Raw genomic sequence first — 16,314 nt, forward strand, 5'->3', positions numbered from 1 at the left:
TTCTAGTTCATGAACATTCGGACGTGCGCCTTGACGTGAACCGCAGCCAGAATGTCGATCATCGGGGCGAAATTGGACATGTCGTCGAGTCCGTAATCACGCACTGCGGCGTACTCACGGCCGGCGCTCTGATTGACCTCGAACAGAATCTCCTGTGTCGCAAGGTGATCTACTCGGACGATGCGAAGGGCAGCGCCGAGCAACGTCATCGCGACACCGTACTGATTGACCGTGAAAGCGTCCTCCTCCGGAGAACCCATCTCCGCGAAAGCAATTCCGAGGCCGACGGGGTAGGTACCCGGCGTCTCCCCCGATGCGATCGCGGCCAACCACTTGCTGAACAGGGTCTCACCGGCCAAGCGCCCGCCGAGTTCGGCCAACTTCTTACCCATCCGGGTACTCATCGTGCGTGCTTCTTCGTTGAGCTTGCGTTCGATCACTGCATGATCAGCGGCGAGGATCGCCGAGAAGTCACCGGCGGTCGCGCCCCGGTGCGCCGCGAGTACGGCGATACCGTCGCACGTCGCGCCCTGATGGGCGGCCGAGAGCACAAACTCCCGCAGCGACGGACCACCCGTGACAATTCCCTGCGCCACGGCCGATTCCAAACCGTTGGAGAACGAGAAGGAACCGACCGGGAACATGGAATCGGAAAACTGCATCATCCGCATCGCGCGGTTGATGCTGAGCCCGGATCCCTCAGACGAGAGGGTCATGGGTATGCCCCTCGCCCTCACGCGCGGCCGCACCGAACAAACGGCGTGCCTCGTGTGGAGCGATGTAGGGAATGACCTCGGCGCCCGGGATGAAGGTGTACTCGATGCCCTCGAAAGCATGTGTCCGCATCACCGAGCCCATGACCGCCTTGTCGACCGTCAACGGAACGTAGACCTTCATTCCCTTCACCACCGCAGGCCAGTGCTGGTTACCCACGGCATGTCCCAACTCCAAGCACGTCTGAATCATCTTCTCGGGCGTAACGTCGACCAGCGCGCTCAGGTCGATCTCCAACACGTCCTTGAGGTTGATCCTGGCCACGACCACGGTGTTCGCCGGCTCGTCCCACAGCAGAATGTCGCCGTCCTGCAACTGAATACCCCGATCGAGCGAGACGGCCAATTCACGGCCACCGATCGTGGTGCGTCGTAACCGACTCTTCTGCGCTTCCCACTGATCGAGCGACAAGACGTCGACTACCGCATTGTCGAGTCGACCGGCCCACTCCTCGTCGGTCTCCTTCCCGAGCAGCGCGTCGACTCGCGTCGGCTTTCCGCTCGGCGCGGTCATCTCGCCGTGCGTGTGTGGCGTCGCATCGGCGCCGTGCGTGTGTGTGATTGTTCCCGACACAGGAGACCCCTAACTGAAGAAGTAAAGTTGGTTCAAGCGAATGGATTCGGCAGGTTCGACGTATGCGTGGACGCCGTCCGCAGTCACCGCGAAGGTCTCCGGGTCCACCTTGATTTCCGGAGTGGCCGAGTTGCGAACCAGATCACGCTTGGTGACTGTTCTGGTCCCCTCGACAGCAACAACCTGACGTTCGAGACCGAGCCGGTCCTTGATGCCGTCGTCGAGTGCCGCTCGCGAGACGAACGAGACCGAACTCTGCGGCAACGCCTTGCCGAATCCACCGAACATCGGCCGGTAGATCACCGGTTGTGGTGTCGGGAGCGACGCATTCGGATCTCCCATGGCGTGCCAGCTGATCAGACCGTTCTTGATGATCGTCTTCGGCTTCGCACCGAAGAATGCGGGCTCCCAGAGAACAAGATCCGCCATCTTCCCGACACCGATCGACCCGACCACATGCGAAAGACCGAACGTCAACGCGGGATTGATCGTGACCTTCGCGACGTAACGCAACACGCGGAAGTTGTCGTGCGTCGGCGAATCCTCGGGCAGCTTCCCGCGGGACCGCTTCATGCAGTCCGCTGTTTGGATCGCGCGTAGCCAGTTTTCTCCGACGCGGCCCATCGCCTGTGAGTCACTCGAGAACATCGAGATGACGCCCATGTCCTGCAGTACGTTCTCGGCCCCGATCGTCTCGGCGCGAACGCGGGACTCGGCAAACGAAACATCGGAGGGCACTTTGGGATTGAGGTTGTGACAGACCATGATCATGTCGAAGAGTTCGGCCTGAGTATTGATGCCGTACGGCAACGTCGGATTGGTCGACGCCGGAAGTACGTTGTCCTCTCCCGTCACCCGCAGAATGTCGGGTGCGTGACCGCCGCCCGCGCCCTCGCTGTGATAGGTGTGAATGGTACGGCCTTCGAAGGCCGCGATGGTGTCCTCGACGTATCCGGCCTCGTTGAGTGTGTCCGTGTGAATGGCGACCTGAACGTCCATTTCGTCTGCCACCCGCAGAGACTCACGAATTGTGGCCGGGGTTGCGCCCCAGTCCTCGTGGACCTTCAGTCCGGCCGCACCGGCCTTGATCTGTTCGACCAACGACTGATGCCCGGACGAGTTGCCCTTGCCCAGCATGCATACGTTGACCGGCAAACCCTCATTGGCCTTGAGCATCATCTCCATGTTCCAGATACCGGAAGTGATGGTGGTGCCGTTGGTTCCGTCGGTCGGGCCGATACCACCACCGATCAGCGTCGTCACTCCCCCACTGAGTGCGTGGTACGCCTGTTGTGGTGACACGAGGTGCACGTGCGGATCGATGCCGGCGGCAGTGAGAATCATCTGCTCACCGGAGATCGCGTCGGTCGCCGGACCGGTGGTCAGCCCCGGGGTGACGCCTTCCATCGTGCTGGAGTTTCCCGCCTTGCCCCAGCCGACGATCTTGCCGTCCTTGATTCCCACGTCCGCTTTGACGACGCCGATGGTCGCATCGACGATGACCACGTTGGTGATCACGAGGTCGAGCGCACCGTCGATGCTGCACGACTCCGGATCCTGGCCCATGCCGTCGCGCAGCGTCTTGCCGCCGCCGTAGATCGACTCGTCTCCGATGGTTCGAAGATCTTCCTCGACCTCGATGTACAGGTCGGTGTTGCCGAGCCTGATCTGGTCACCCGTGGTGACCCCGAAAAGGCCCGAATACTCTTGTCTCGAAATGCTTGTCATGGGTGTCGCTCTCCTTCGTCCGCCGTGAACGAGAATCAGTCGGTTTGAGGTTCGGACAGGAAGCCGAGTTCTTCGGCACGCTGGACGGCTCCGGGAAGCCGAGGGCGGTATGCGGCGTGGGTCGGCGCCCAACCGTCGACAAGTCCGTTGAAGCCTTGAACCCGTTGCTTGCCGCCGAACGGCACCAACGTCACTTCCTTTTCGTCGCCCGGCTCGAATCTGACCGCCGTGCCCGCTGGAATGTCGAGGCGCCAGCCGAAGGACTGTTCACGATCGAAGGACAACGCGCGATTGACTTCCATGAAGTGGTAGTGCGAACCCACCTGGATGGGACGATCACCGGTGTTTCGGACTCGCAACTTCAAACGTGGACGGCCCTCGTTGAGTTCGATCGGCTCGTCCCGCAACACGTATCCGCCGACCGGTACTTTCTTCTCGCCGCCGGAATCCTTCTTCGTCGATTTGCTTGCCATCTTGGAGTGCTCCTGACATCTCGGTCGGGCTACTGGATCGGAGAGTGCACGGTGACGAGCCGGCTACCGTCGAGGAACACCGCCTCGACCTGCACGCGCGGGATCATCTCCGCGACACCTTCCATCACGTCGTCGACCGTCAAGGCGTGCGATGCGTCGGCCATGACCTCCTCGAGAGTCTTGCCCTCCCGAGCTCCCTCCAGAGCGGCTGCAGTGATGACTGCGACGGACTCCGGATGATTGAGTTTGAGTCCCTTTGCCTTTCGCCTCAGTGCGACATCCGCCAACATGAGAATTGTCAGCTTGTCGAGTTCTCGCGGTGTCAGATGCATTCCGAACGCTCCTTGTCGATCATGCGGTAACTCCCTGTCGTCGAATACATGTCAGCTCCCCTGTTCCGTCGCTTCGGTGAGTGGTTCGGCCGCTTGCTGGACAAAACCGCTCCTCCTGCCGCCCGAGTACTCGTTGATCGCGTCCAGGACCGCCTGGGCATGTTCCGAGGCGACCAACACCTCGACACGCAACCGCTCGGTGAACACGACGTCGTTGCGTTGCCCGCGGAACTTGAGCGAGGCCGAGTCACTCGCGGAGACATGCGCTTCCGATACGACTATCGACTCCGCTCCGGCAGCCAGCAGCGCCTCCCGAAGCTTCTCGGACTCGATGGTCTGCAATACCGCGGTGATGAGTTCGTGCTTCGGGGCGGCGAGGTTCGGAACAAGTTTTGTCCCCTCGACCAGGACCCCCGAGTCGAACCCGCTGGTCTGCGGCGCACCACCGGCGTCGACGAACGCGGCGTTGTAGCGGTATGCGTCCATGCCTTGCTGACGACGGTCGATGTCCACCTGGTCTTTCGGAGCCAGCTTGAGACCGATGGTCTTCTCGATGCCCGTGGCGATCAGCCAGGTCACCACGAACGAGAAAGCGATGACGACGATCAACGCCAGCGCCTGCTCGCCGAGTAGTCCTGCCCCGCCGCCGAAGAAGAGTCCGTCGCGGCCGATCGAATTGATGGCTTTTTCGCCGAACAAACCGAGAAGGAGTGAACCGAGGATGCCGCCGATGAAGTGGACCGCGATGACGTCGAGCGCGTCGTCGAACTTGAAGATCGACTTGAGCGCGAGCGCGAAGTGGCAGACCAGTCCGGCAAGCGCGCCGATCGCCAACGCGGAGAAGGTGCTGACGAAGCCGGCGCAGGGGGTGACGGTCGCGAGACCGGCTACCGCGCCGGTGATCCCACCGATCGCCGTGGCCTTGCCCTCGGTATACCTTTCGATGACGAGCCAGACGACCATGCCGCCCGCTGCGGCGATGTGAGTGTTCATCAAGGCTTGTGCCGCAACACCATCGGCGGCCAATCCGTCGCCTGCGTTGAATCCGAACCAGCCGAACCACAGGATGCCTGCGCCGATCAACGCCAGAGGCACCGAGTGCGGGACTGCTTCGGCGTTGGGCCATCCCGGACGTTTGCCGACCACCAGCAAGATTGCCAGAGCGGCGGCGCCGGCGGATGCGTGGACGACAATTCCGCCGGCCCAGTCCTGAGCTCCGCGGAGCGCCAACCAGCCTTCGGGATTGAAGAGCCAGTGCGCAATCGGGGGGTAGACGATGATCGACCACAACACGAGCAGAACGGCCCAGCCCAAGGGCTTGAGCCGGTTTGCGGTCGCACCGGTGATCAGCGCGGGCGTGATGATCGCGAACATCATCTGATAGACCACGAACGCCAGAGTCGGTACCGCGACTGCACCTTCGATCAGGTGGAAGCCCGGGGCGGCGGCTGTGTGTATGTCCTGCAAGCCGAACAATTTGAGGTCACCGAGGAAGCCGGAACCCCAGTCTCCACTGAACGCGAAGCTGTATCCGAACACGACCCAGGTAATCGAGACGAGTCCGAGTGGGACGAGGTTCTGCTGCAACATGACGAGCGCACTGCTACCACGCACCAGACCGGCGTAGAAGAAGGCGAGTCCGGGAACCATGAAGAGAACCAGACCCGCGGAGATCAGCACCCACGCCGTGTCCCCACTGTCTATCACTGCTTCGGCTAACACCATTTCCATCGACATCGACGACCTCCGAGCATTATTCGGACCTGAACAAAGTCATTGGTTAGAGCAGCAATTCGCGATGTTCCGGTTCGCTGCGACAGTTACGCTACGCCCCATAGTTGCACCTTCTCAGCAAAATCGGGGGAACATCCGGTTTTCACGTTTAGTAGAGCATTGTTCTGGGAAAAGATGGGACTTTGCCTAAACATTGCGGACGCTCCACAACCTGCAATTGCGAGACTAAATCTCGCCGAAAGTGGTTTAAGTCCTGCAAAATGGGGAACGTAGCCGCAGGTGAGCGCCACTTTCGGAGCAGAAATGCCGTTTCCAGCTCGGGACTTAGCTCCCTAACCAAGACAATCGCGAGCACCTTATGCGATTACCAACGTCGGTGACCCGCCTATCCAATCGGGTAGGTAATTTCACCGAACATCTTCTCACCTGTTCAGATGATTAACCTTCACCGCACTGAGGGCAATCCTGTCGTTAATATGTTCTTAATCCGTACTGGATATTTCGACTGGAAGATCAAAGATCACCTTTCGATAACCTTTGAAGGTGAAATGACTTTCGCTGTAACTCTTTTGTTATGCAGAACCCTAGAGGGGAGGATTGATCCCACCAGGCGAGCACTCGGATGCCGGACAAAGTCAGCCACTTCGACGGCTCCCCCGCCTTTGTGTCGACCTCGAACCACACCCGCCCCGGTTGGCGACCGGCCTGGAGCCACGTCCCATCCGAGGCTCGAGCGGCCCGGATCATCTCGATCGCGTCCGCCATTCGCGGATCAGGCTCATTTCCATCCGACAACGACGCTTCGCGGAAGTAGTCGGCTGCGTTGAGCACGTTGTAACGCCACCGGAACGGGTACGCGAACCGGCCGATCCAGTCCCCCACCGGTTCCCCGGTCGAGAGTCTCCGGAACAGACCGCGCTGCAGCAAGAATTCCTCACCGGATCGTCGAGCCGCGCGCGTCTCAATTGTTCCCCCGGTCGCGATCTCGTACGCGAGAAGCCCTTTGAGTGAATTGAGGGTCGAATGGAACGACGATCGGGTCGAACCTTCGATCCACTCGCAGTTCCAACCACCATCCGGAAGTTGATGCCGCACAAACCAATCAGCCAGTTCATCAACGCGCATGTCGAGCCACACACCGTTTGCCACCGTCCAGGCGTTGATGCAGCAATCGACCTCACCGTCCCAGTACGGCCGGCCCTCGTACTCCCAGCGACAGTTCTCCGCGAGCAGTTCTGCGGTACGACGCTCCCGCAGAACACTGGCGTCGAGGCCCCACTCCCGCAATGAGTTGAGCGTCCAGGTTGTTGCCGTCCAGGGTTGCGAACTTTGTTCTGCTGCTTCGGGTCCCGCAAAGTCGAATTCAGCCGGGAAGAACGCCCCACCCGCCCATTGGCCGTCTCGGTCCTGCAATGAAAGCAGGCGTGCACCAAATCCTTCGGTGGCGATCGACGCGCGCGTCGCCGCCCACACAGTGGGCGCTTCGTTCACCAGGTCGCGCTCCACCTGCCACCGAATCGCTGGATCCGAATCGAGGAGCCACGCGAGCAAGTCGATTCGGGATGCCATCTGGCAATACTATCGAAAGGCGAAGCAGGCCATCCGGTTAACACATTTCTCGCCGTCTGATGCAATGGTGAATTCCAGACCCGTTGCGGGGCCTACACCGGGTAACCCAACGCCGCCCGCACCGCCACGATGTCGGCGGCAGCGACCTCCATTGGCTTGTCCCCCAACCGAACCAACGTGCCAATGGGCAGTTCCTCCACCACCGCAGATTGGGGGAGTTTGCTGCGATCGAACGTAACTCCTGAATGGAAGTATGTTTCCCATCCCACCTCCACCTCACCTTTCGACCGATTCTGAAGGTGCCGGTAGTCGCCGATGCTCCACCGAGCCCGATCCGGATCCCAATGCTTGACGATCACTCTCACGATCGCGTCTCCGATATCCGGGTCGAGCAACCGCCGGGTACTGTCGGTGAGCTGCTTCTCCGTCGGCAACGACACCCGGACACTGTTGGGGGCGCTGGTTTCTAAGCCGCCGACCCTGGAGATGATCCGCCGCGCGGTCCCGTCCTCGGGCGACAAACCGATGCTGTACCCCGGTCCGGGGGTGTCCGAGTATCCCACCTCCTTCGAGCGGGAATGCTCGAAGATTTTCACCAACCCGTCCACACTGAGATCCGCGGGGCCTTTGTCCAGTTTTTTTGGTGTACACCCACGGCAACGCCAACTCCGGGTCGATCGTTTCCAGGTCGTCGAGGAAAGCGCGCATCGTCTGCGCCACCTCCTGACTCGACTGCACCCGCGTGCCCCAATATCCGGCTACCGTCGGCCATCGCCCGAAAAAGCTCATCGCCCCGTCCTTTCCAACCACTGCGTAATAGTCTCCGTCCGACTACGTGTCGCGACATGAGCAAGGGTCGGCGGTCACGCGGCGTCTTAGACCGGGTAACCCAGTGCTTCCCGCACCGCCAGGATGTCGTCGAAGTTGACGTCTAACGGTTTCTCGCCCAACCGAATCAGCGTTCCGTTGGGGAGTTCCTCCAGTACGGCGACGACGGGCAGTTTGCTGTGATCGAGATCGATCCCGGACTGGATGTATGTCTCCCACCCGACTTCGATTTCGCTGACCTCATTTCCCTGCGCATTGCGGTACTCCCGCGTCCCCCACCGCGCAGACTCCGGCGACCAATGCTCGATGATCGCTTTCATGATCGCGTCCCCGACGCGTGCAGTCAGCAACTGCGACGCCTCCCCGATTGCTTGTTTCTCCGGGGGGAGGGTGACGTTGACGAGATTCGGAACCCTCGGAACATTCCGGCCGAGAGAGAATTGGATTCTCAAGAACTGATATCTGTCCGGGTGCAACAAACTCACGATGTAGCCAAGGTCGAAGGCAGCAACGGATTGCCCTTCGATATCCTTCGCTGCCCGGAAGATTTTCGCTAGGACTTCCACGCTTAGATCGGTCGACTCGAAGGCAGTCTCGGGCGAAAACACCCAAGCTTCTCCAAGTGCTCGATCAATGTTCCTCAGACTATGAAGAAACGAGAACACCTCCGCTGCAATGCCTTCTACCGGTTGCGTCCGAGGGCCCCAATACCCGATCACTGTCGCGCCACGATCCGAATTCATCGACCTTTCCTTTCCAGCCACTCTGCGATCGTCATAGTCGTTCTCGGCAAATCATTGTCATTGAACAGTTGTGGTCCGGGTTGCTGCGGAGCGCCGGGGGCATCCGGATTCACCGGCACCTGACCGACATCAGGCAGAGTCGGCACACTTGGTTCCTCGGTGCGACCTGGCGAGGGAGCCTCCAGGGTGGAGTTCTCGGGTCTCGGGTTCGACCCCGGATCGCCAATCCCACCGGGCGAGAGTGATTCCCACTCGCCACGATCGGGATCGCCGGGAAAGTGGGTTGCGAGGGTTCCGGAATCGCGGGATCCGGGCGTGCAGGTTCATTCACGGACGGAACAGAGGGTTGATCATGCTCGGCAGGTGGAACTGTGCCGTCGATGGCGGGTATGCCGCGCGGTGGCACTCCACCCGGAGCGTCGATCAGCTGGTGCGTAGCCGGATCGGGACCGCGGCGCGGTAATTGCGGGCAGGCTGGTCGGTCCGCGCCATCCCTACCTGCAGGCAGCCCCGAGTGCGCCCAACGTAGGGCTCACAGCCGTCTGAAACCTTTGGGTAGAGGAATCTCCGGTCGTTCGGTCGGCAGTCCTGCTGCTGCGCGGATGCTTCGGATGTCCTCGACTGTTAACGGCGTGGACAGATTCTTCTGGATGACGATTGTGCCGTCCTGGTAGGGAAATGCCTCCACGCTGGGCGGGAGCTGCGTTTCCTCGATCGGCAACTCAGGACCGAAGTAGGTGCAACTGCCCACGATCGCGTCACCCGGTACGTTGAACTGAGGCGATGATTCGGTTCGGCGGTAGAGCACGGTGACACGCGAGTCCCAGATATCGGCTAGCCCCTGAACGAGCTTCAATGCCAGCGAAATCAGTGATTCGTCGGCAAAGGCACATGCGAATGCGCCGGACCCTGAGGTGCCCCCGAAACTAACAACGACTTTGACGTCTCCAGCGGGTGAATACAGGGTCATATGTCGTCCCAATGAGAGGGGATACATACCGCCGGTGGCATCAGGGGATCGTCTGCGCTCGATCAATGCGGCTTCGATCGATTTTTCCGTCGGAGGTACAAGGATCTGACGGATATTCGACGCCAAGGCTTGCTCGAGTCCGGCACCGTCGGGGAGGGCATCGCCTACTGTTTGGTACAAGTCGACGTCGAAGACAGGATCGATGTCGCGAAGCAATCGTAGCGAACGTGCAACGAGCGCGGCCGTGACGGCCTCGCTTTCAGGCGCACCCTTTCGTGGAATGACCTTCACTGTCAAGCCCACCGTAGGATTGCGGCGCAGTGATGACGTAGGCACTTTCACTCCCCTCCAAATACGATGATGTTGATGTTCTCCATCCCGATGACCTCGTCGAACGCATCCTCCATTATCTGAGCAGCTTGTTCTTAAGAACACCATCACCTGCGGACGTGAGCTTGGCCGTAACTTCTGGTGTCACAGCCGGCGCGAGCCTTTCGGTAGGCGAACCTCCGGTCGTTCGGTCAGCAGGCCGACTGCTGCACGGATGCTTCGGATATCGTCGGCAACCAACGGGGCGCGTGGATCACGCTGGATGACGATCGCTCCTTCTCTTGTACGGAAAAGCTTCGACAGTGGGTGGGATCTGCGTTTCGTTGATCGGCATCTCAGGGCCGAAGTAGGTGCAACTGCCCACCGTTGCGTCGCCGGGCACGTTGTACTGAGGTGTGAGCTCCGCATCCCGGTAGAGCACGGCCGTGGGAGCGTCCCAGATATCGGCCATACCCTGGACGAGTTTCAATGACAGTGAGATCAGAGATTCATCGGCGAAGCCCCCTGGGTACGGCCAGATGAAGGTGCAAAGTAAGGAACCTGCTCCTGCCGTACTCCCGAATCCGATGAGAATTTCGATGTTTCCGTTGTCGGTGAACAACCTGAGTTGATGCCCGAATGAGAGTGGGTAAATCCCGCCTGCGGCATCAGGAGACTTTCTGCTCTCGATCATTGCGGCCTCGAGGAGGCCTTCTGCCTGAGGCGTGAGGATCCGCCCACCATTCAATGCCAGAGCCTGCTCGACCGTAACGCCGTCGGGAAGGTCATTCCTCACGGAGCGATACATGTCGACGTCAAAGACTGGGTCAAGCTTTCGAAGGAACTGCAGTGACCGCGCTGCCAGCACTGCGGTGACCGATTCGGCTTCCGGCGGCCCCTTCCGCGCCATGACTTTCACGGTCAACCCGGACGCCGGATCGCGACGTAAAGATGAAGCAGACAACGTCACTCCTGCTCGAAGACGATCGACCAATCGGAACAGTCTCTGGCGCTACACCGGGTAACCCAACGCCGCCCGCACCGCCACGATGTCGGCGGCATCGACCTCCATTGGCTTGTCCCCCAACCGAATCAACGTGCCAGTGGGCAGCTCCTCTACCGCCGCAGATTGGGGCAGCGCGCTGCGATCGAACGTAACTCCGGAATGGAAGTACGTTTCCCATCCCACCTGGATCTGACCTCTAACTCGCGGTTGCAGATCGAGGTAGTCGCCGATGCTCCACCGAGCCCGATCCGGTTCCCAATGCTTGACGATCACTTTCATGATCGCGTCCCCGACATCCGGTTCGAGCAACCGTCGCAATTCGGGGGGAACATCCTTCTCCGTCGGCAACGACACCCGGACACTGTTGGGGGCACTGGTTTCCAGCCCGCCGACCCTGGCGATGATCCGCCGCGCGGTCCCGTCTTCGGGTGACAAGTCGACGTCGTAGCCCGGTCCCGGGGTGTCCGAATACCCCATCTCCTTCGAGCGGGAATGCTCGAAGATTCGCACCAACCCGTCCACGCTGAGATCTGCTGGCACTTTGTCGAACTCGGCAGTCGAGACCCACGGCAACGCCAACCCCGGGTCGATCGCTTCCAGATCGTCGAGGAAGGCCCGCATCGTCTGCGCCACCTCCTGACTCGACTGCACCCGCGTGCCCCAATACCCGCCCACTGTCGGCCGCCGCCCGAAAAAGCTCATCGCCCCGTCCTTTCCAACCATTGCGCAATAGTTTCCACCGTGACACCGACGACGTTCTCGTCGTCGAAGCCTCTCAAGGCGAGTTCAGCATATTGTTCGTTGAGCATCACCCACACGAGCTCAGCGTCCATCCCGGCTTGTGCGAGGGCATCGAGCTGCGCCTGAGCGGTCTTGGGCCAATCTTTTTGCCAAACACGGCCCCGGAAGTCCGTTACGTAAGGTTCACCGTTCCGGTCGAAGATGAAGTCGTAGATGTGTTTCGCATCGACGATGACGTTCATGTCCGGGAACCAACCGTCGAACTTGAGCTCACCGTTCTTCCCGGCATCGAATGGCAAGATGAACGCGAACTGCCCGTCCACCAGCGTGACGAGTTCCTGAAATACCCGAGAAGGCCTCAACCTCCGAGCGGCGTCGTACCGGAGACCTTCGCCTGCATCACCCCATACCCCGACATCGGTGCCATCCCGATCACCGATGATCCGGGACTGCAACGTACGCAGATCCAACGGGCCGACTCCTTCGACCTCCACGATGTCCGGCGGTGTTTCGCCGGGTGCGAGTTGCGGTGGTTTTTCTCGTGCGAACGGCATCCACCACAACGGATCCTGTTCAACCCCTGGTCCCTCCGGGCTGTCAGGCTGTGTGGGAGGCATCGTGACCGCGGGTCGCTGCGTCGGATCCTCGATGACGCCAGGGCTGGGAATGGTGCTCGGATCGGTGGCGAAGGGGTCGAATTCCGGTAGTCCGGGTTGCTGCGGAGCGCCGGGAGCGTCCGGATTCACCGGCACCTGCCCGACATCGGGCAGAGTCGGCGCACTCGGTTCCTCGACCTGACCTGGCGAGGGAACATTCGGGGTAGAAATTCCTGGTGTCAGGTTCGGCCCTGGATCACCGATCTCCCCCGGCGTGGATGGTTCCCACTGGCCGCGGTCGGGATCGCCGGGCGAAGTGGGTTGCGAGGGTTCCGGAATCGTGGGATCCGGGCGTGCAGGTTCATTCACGGAAGGGATCGTGGGGTGGTCATGTTCGGCAGGTGGAACTGTGCCGTCGATGACGGGTATGCCGCGCGGTGGCAGTGTGCCCGGCCGGGGAATGTTTTGAGCAGGGGTCGATGGTGAAGTAACCGGGGGCCGGGTGGGTGTTGTCCGGTTCGAGACGATCAGGTCTTCAGCCCGGATCGCGCCGACGGCCAGACGGGCCCCGCGCAGCGGTGGGACGACGAAGCTCATGATCTCGTCGGTGTAGGGCTGATCGAAAGCGACACCGGGGTCCAGATGCTGCGCGTCGCCTATCCGAACTGGTTCGCCGGTGCTCCAATCGTACAAGGACAGTTCCGAGTTGGAATGGTCGAAAACCTGGTAGGGGCGTCCCTGCTCGTCGTAGGTGACCTGCAGGTCGTGCTCTTCTCCCTGCGCGTCGGTGTACGTCCAGCTCCACACGTTCGGCACCTTCGAAGGTGTGCCGGACCAGTTGGTTCCGTTTTCGTCCGTGAACGAGACGTCGCTGACAGCGGGTTCGGTGGTGTAGTCCCGCCCGCCGATGTTCGAAGTGATCGGCTCCTGGGTTTGATCGGCGAGTATCGCGTCGCCGACAGGGTTTCCGGTTCCTGTTTCGGTGATCGGCGGTTCGGAGACCTCGGAGTTAGGGTCACCGGACATGAGCTGGCCGAGGTCTGAATCTGCCGGCTCCGGGGGGTTGGCGGCGAGGACGTTTTGTGCGTCCCTGCGTGCTTGTTCGCCCTCCGGGGTCATCGGGCCGATGAAGTTCGCCTGCGCTTCGAGCGCAGCACGTTCTTCCGGTGTCAGCTCCGGGTCGGCGAGGATCGGGTAGAGCAGGTTCTCGATACCGGCGGTGTCGACGACCTGAACGAGTTGCCCGTCCCGGATCTCGTAATGCGTCGGAACAGGAGTGCCGTTGGCGTCGTACGCCCACGGGGCATCGATTGTCGAGACCGGATTCCCGTCGGCGTCGAAGACGGTGACCGTGCCATCGGGGTTGACACTCATGTGACCGCCGGGCGGCACCGTCACCGGAATCACGGATTCGTGCGACGACGTTTCGTCGTGGATCAGGAAGAAGAACCGGCTTCCGCCGGTGATCGGATCGAACACCCGCAACGAGGACTGCCCGCCAGGTGCGTACGCAGTCAACGGCGACGCGACAGTCCCGACCGCCTGGGAGAGCACTGATTCGGGCGTGCGGGGGCTGAAAGGTCCCGGCCGCCCGCGCACTCCGATACCCGCAGCGGTGAACGCCGCGGCCCCGACGAGGACCAGTTCGAGATACCTGTCACGGCCCGAGTCCTCCCCGGTTGTGGAAACATCTGCTGCCGGATCCGGAACCGTTTGGGCCGGTGCGATATTCGAATCCGAATCCGAATCCGCGGGGATCGGTCCTGGACCGCGATCGGTGGTGGTTCCCTCACCCGGGGTGGGTGTGGGTGAGGGAACCGCTGATGCCGATGCATTGGGGAATGCACCGACACCAGTTTCCGAGGCCGGGGACTCGGAAGTAATGGGCGGAACCTCGATCGTCGGCACAGGGACGATGGGGGTGCCGTTGTAGGTGGGAAAGTTCGTCGGAGCATTGGCCCCGACATTTGGGCCACCGCCTGGAGCCTGCGCACCGGGGAGCCCGACAGTGGTCGTCGGCGCAGCTGTCGACGTCGTGGACGGCGCACTCAGGCACGGGTTGATGATCTCTGGCGGGATGGGCGCACCAGGTGGCAGCGACGCAATGAGATTCAGGTAGATCTGATGATCACGTGCCCGCACCGCCGCGCAGTCTTCTTCCGGCGTCGCGTTCGCCGGAGCGGCGGAGAGTGCGATTCCCGCACCGATCACTCCGGCCGCTCCAGTCAACAGCGCCCCGGCGGCAAGCACTCCCGCGAGAGTCCGGCGAAGTCGTCTACCGGACTTCACCGGTGCGCACCACGATTGTCACTCTTCTTCGTTCGGAGTAGCGCGATGAGTTTGTCTGCGCCCCACCAGAACAACCGTCCGGAGATCGACATCCACAAGAAGAATGCCAGGTAAACCAGGATCGTCCCGTAGTCGTTCGCCCAGCCGGCGAGCTTCCCGATCACCGCGAATGCCGCGATCAGCAACCCCAGTCCGACTGCGGTGGCGATCACAGCCTTGGAAAGTGGACTGAGTTCGCTGTCCGGATCCCAGTCATCAACGTCTGCAACGTCTTTGCTGTCGACGGCAGCGGGTTCCGTTTGCACACTGCGACGTTCGGCGTTGTTGACGGTCATGGCTGGAACTCCAAACAGGAAGGGAGAGCGGGGACAACGAGTCGCCGGTACTGGGCGCGGTATCAGTTCCAGTACTGGTAGGCCAGGGTGACGTACCCGGCGTTGGCCGGGTTGTTCGGATCAGCCAGGTAGACATCGACGTAGCCACCAGCATGTGCAGCGGCTTCGCCGATCACTACGCGGTCGGGGGCGCTGAGCTTGCCATCGGGGCCGACGGTGAGCGCCGAGCCCGGTGCGAGCTCAATCCACCGCTGCGAGCCTGGAACGATGTCGGAGATGGCGTCCGGGATCGGGCTCGCCGCCAACGCCGCGGTTTCCGCATTCGAGAGCGACAGACCGATCCGACCCTGCTCAGGTTCGACGATCGGAGTTGCAGCAGATGCCACGCCGGCGCCGAGAACACCGATCAGGGCGATACCTGCGCTGAGGGTTCCGGCAGTGGCCAAGGTACGAATCTTCATGATTTCTCCTTTGTGAGCGTGATGAGTAACCACCCCGGGACGGGACGGATCAGGAATTACTCGCCAGCAGCGCCGGCGAAGTCTGCGAGGGTCAGAGCCAGGCGGGATCGGAGTACACGAACAACGTGTTGTCGGACGTCGCCGTCGACACCGACAGTTGTGCGTACGAGCGGATCGTCACCGGCCCCATGCACGCATCAACCTTCACGTGCACGTTCTCTGCCGTGATCGACGCCTTCGAAGACTCGAGATCCTTCTTCCCCAACGGAATCGTCGTGATCGTGCCCGGCGCAATCGTCGACTGAATACTCGGATTCACCGACGCATTCACACCCACGTTCGCCGACGGGACACCCGAAATACTCACACCGACAGACGGGCCGAGCGAAAAACCAAGCCCCAAGCCAAGTCCGGAGGAAACATCGATCTGGCAGCCGATCTGCAATCCCTGCTCGACATAACCGGTCTTCACTGCCGAATCGCCCTGACCACCGATCGTGCCGGTCACCTTCGCCGACACGAACCCCTCACGGGTGAACGCCGTCGTCGCCAGATTCGGCACCGGGTTCGCCGACAGTTTCGTGGCGGCAAGATCCAACGACCAACCGTCATCGGTGACAGTGCTCGCGAATTTGTCCGCCAACGCCGTCGGCGTTGCCGATGCACTCCCTGCGAAGACCACACCAGACGACAGCGCGGCAACCGCACACGTCGCGAGCCCCACTGCGACCCTCGATCGACGATGGGATAGGCCGTTTTGCGATTCGAGCGACATGAACTGCTCCTCCACGTGACACAGCAACCAGAGCGGTAGCCGACAACTAACTGAATTGGTTACCGGACGGTACCAATC

16 protein-coding genes are annotated in these 16,314 nt (G+C 61.3%); all 16 read right to left on the reverse strand.

Translation table 11 applies throughout. The annotated features are described in order from the left end of the window. Positions 1-2 precede the first annotated feature (2 nt). Entirely contained in the window at positions 3-716 is a 714-nt protein-coding gene (locus EEB12_RS13740) for an urease accessory protein UreF (RefSeq protein ID WP_021342506.1), read from the reverse strand. Further along, complete coding sequence (ureE, locus tag EEB12_RS13745; protein WP_007731715.1) at positions 700-1,347, reverse strand: urease accessory protein UreE; 648 nt, start codon at positions 1,345-1,347, stop codon at positions 700-702. Before ureE ends, EEB12_RS13740 begins: the two co-directional genes overlap by 17 nt. 9 nt (positions 1,348-1,356) lie before the next feature. Continuing rightward, a complete protein-coding gene (locus tag EEB12_RS13750) occupies positions 1,357-3,075 on the reverse strand; it encodes an urease subunit alpha (RefSeq protein WP_003943847.1) in 1,719 nt (572 codons plus the stop codon). 35 nt (positions 3,076-3,110) lie between these two features. After that, positions 3,111-3,548, reverse strand: a complete 438-nt coding sequence (locus EEB12_RS13755) for an urease subunit beta (RefSeq protein WP_003943812.1) — start codon at positions 3,546-3,548, stop codon at positions 3,111-3,113. 29 nt (positions 3,549-3,577) lie between these two features. Next, positions 3,578-3,880, reverse strand: a complete 303-nt coding sequence (locus tag EEB12_RS13760) for an urease subunit gamma (RefSeq protein ID WP_003943837.1) — start codon at positions 3,878-3,880, stop codon at positions 3,578-3,580. Between the two features lie 51 nt (positions 3,881-3,931). Further along, positions 3,932-5,611, reverse strand: a complete 1,680-nt coding sequence (gene amt / locus EEB12_RS13765; protein ID WP_230091063.1) for an ammonium transporter — start codon at positions 5,609-5,611, stop codon at positions 3,932-3,934. A gap of 516 nt (positions 5,612-6,127) precedes the next feature. Beyond that, positions 6,128-7,183 carry a squalene cyclase gene (locus EEB12_RS13770; protein ID WP_229757070.1) on the reverse strand — a complete coding sequence of 352 codons (1,056 nt, stop codon included), beginning with the start codon at positions 7,181-7,183 and terminating at the stop codon, positions 6,128-6,130. 92 nt (positions 7,184-7,275) lie between these two features. After that, positions 7,276-7,935: an Imm52 family immunity protein gene (locus tag EEB12_RS13775; protein ID WP_410055713.1), complete on the reverse strand. Its 660-nt coding sequence runs from the start codon at positions 7,933-7,935 to the stop codon at positions 7,276-7,278. A 123-nt stretch (positions 7,936-8,058) separates the two neighbouring features. Then, a complete protein-coding gene (locus EEB12_RS31145) occupies positions 8,059-8,754 on the reverse strand; it encodes an Imm52 family immunity protein (protein WP_326839284.1) in 696 nt (231 codons plus the stop codon). A gap of 532 nt (positions 8,755-9,286) precedes the next feature. Further along, a complete protein-coding gene (locus EEB12_RS13790; protein WP_225989407.1) occupies positions 9,287-10,060 on the reverse strand; it encodes a hypothetical protein in 774 nt (257 codons plus the stop codon). Between the two features lie 247 nt (positions 10,061-10,307). Further along, positions 10,308-11,003 (reverse strand): hypothetical protein, encoded by a 696-nt coding sequence (locus EEB12_RS13795; RefSeq protein WP_223257881.1) that lies wholly within the window; start codon positions 11,001-11,003, stop codon positions 10,308-10,310. A 42-nt stretch (positions 11,004-11,045) separates the two neighbouring features. Then, positions 11,046-11,762 (reverse strand): Imm52 family immunity protein, encoded by a 717-nt coding sequence (locus tag EEB12_RS13800; protein WP_223257874.1) that lies wholly within the window; start codon positions 11,760-11,762, stop codon positions 11,046-11,048. Further along, complete coding sequence (locus EEB12_RS13805; protein ID WP_141487951.1) at positions 11,738-14,665, reverse strand: hypothetical protein; 2,928 nt, start codon at positions 14,663-14,665, stop codon at positions 11,738-11,740. Before EEB12_RS13805 ends, EEB12_RS13800 begins: the two co-directional genes overlap by 25 nt. Beyond that, on the reverse strand, positions 14,662-15,000 hold the full coding sequence (locus EEB12_RS13810) for a hypothetical protein (protein ID WP_019746453.1): 339 nt from the start codon (positions 14,998-15,000) through the stop codon (positions 14,662-14,664). The genes EEB12_RS13805 and EEB12_RS13810 overlap by 4 nt, the downstream gene beginning before the upstream one ends. A 62-nt stretch (positions 15,001-15,062) precedes the next feature. Next, complete coding sequence (locus EEB12_RS13815; RefSeq protein WP_019746452.1) at positions 15,063-15,461, reverse strand: hypothetical protein; 399 nt, start codon at positions 15,459-15,461, stop codon at positions 15,063-15,065. A gap of 91 nt (positions 15,462-15,552) precedes the next feature. Next, positions 15,553-16,236 carry an MspA family porin gene (locus EEB12_RS13820; protein ID WP_029537404.1) on the reverse strand — a complete coding sequence of 228 codons (684 nt, stop codon included), beginning with the start codon at positions 16,234-16,236 and terminating at the stop codon, positions 15,553-15,555. Between the last annotated feature and the right edge of the window lie 78 nt (positions 16,237-16,314).

It is taken from the genome of Rhodococcus sp. WS1 (genome assembly GCF_003797745.1).
GTDB lineage: Bacteria > Actinomycetota > Actinomycetes > Mycobacteriales > Mycobacteriaceae > Rhodococcus_F > Rhodococcus_F erythropolis.

Bases quoted from the DNA above. Each gene is read 5' to 3' on its own strand.
- amt (WP_230091063.1), bottom strand. From the start codon at position 5,611: ATGGAAATGGTGTTAGCCGAAGCAGTGATAGACAGTGGGGACACGGCG.
- EEB12_RS13740 (WP_021342506.1), bottom strand. From the start codon at position 716: ATGACCCTCTCGTCTGAGGGATCCGGGCTCAGCATCAACCGCGCGATG.
- EEB12_RS13760 (WP_003943837.1), bottom strand. From the start codon at position 3,880: ATGCATCTGACACCGCGAGAACTCGACAAGCTGACAATTCTCATGTTG.
- EEB12_RS13750 (WP_003943847.1), bottom strand. From the start codon at position 3,075: ATGACAAGCATTTCGAGACAAGAGTATTCGGGCCTTTTCGGGGTCACC.
- EEB12_RS13770 (WP_229757070.1), bottom strand. From the start codon at position 7,183: ATGGCATCCCGAATCGACTTGCTCGCGTGGCTCCTCGATTCGGATCCA.
- EEB12_RS13800 (WP_223257874.1), bottom strand. From the start codon at position 11,762: ATGGTTGGAAAGGACGGGGCGATGAGCTTTTTCGGGCGGCGGCCGACA.
- EEB12_RS13810 (WP_019746453.1), bottom strand. From the start codon at position 15,000: ATGACCGTCAACAACGCCGAACGTCGCAGTGTGCAAACGGAACCCGCT.
- EEB12_RS13815 (WP_019746452.1), bottom strand. From the start codon at position 15,461: ATGAAGATTCGTACCTTGGCCACTGCCGGAACCCTCAGCGCAGGTATC.
- EEB12_RS13755 (WP_003943812.1), bottom strand. From the start codon at position 3,548: ATGGCAAGCAAATCGACGAAGAAGGATTCCGGCGGCGAGAAGAAAGTA.
- EEB12_RS31145 (WP_326839284.1), bottom strand. From the start codon at position 8,754: ATGAATTCGGATCGTGGCGCGACAGTGATCGGGTATTGGGGCCCTCGG.
- EEB12_RS13820 (WP_029537404.1), bottom strand. From the start codon at position 16,236: ATGTCGCTCGAATCGCAAAACGGCCTATCCCATCGTCGATCGAGGGTC.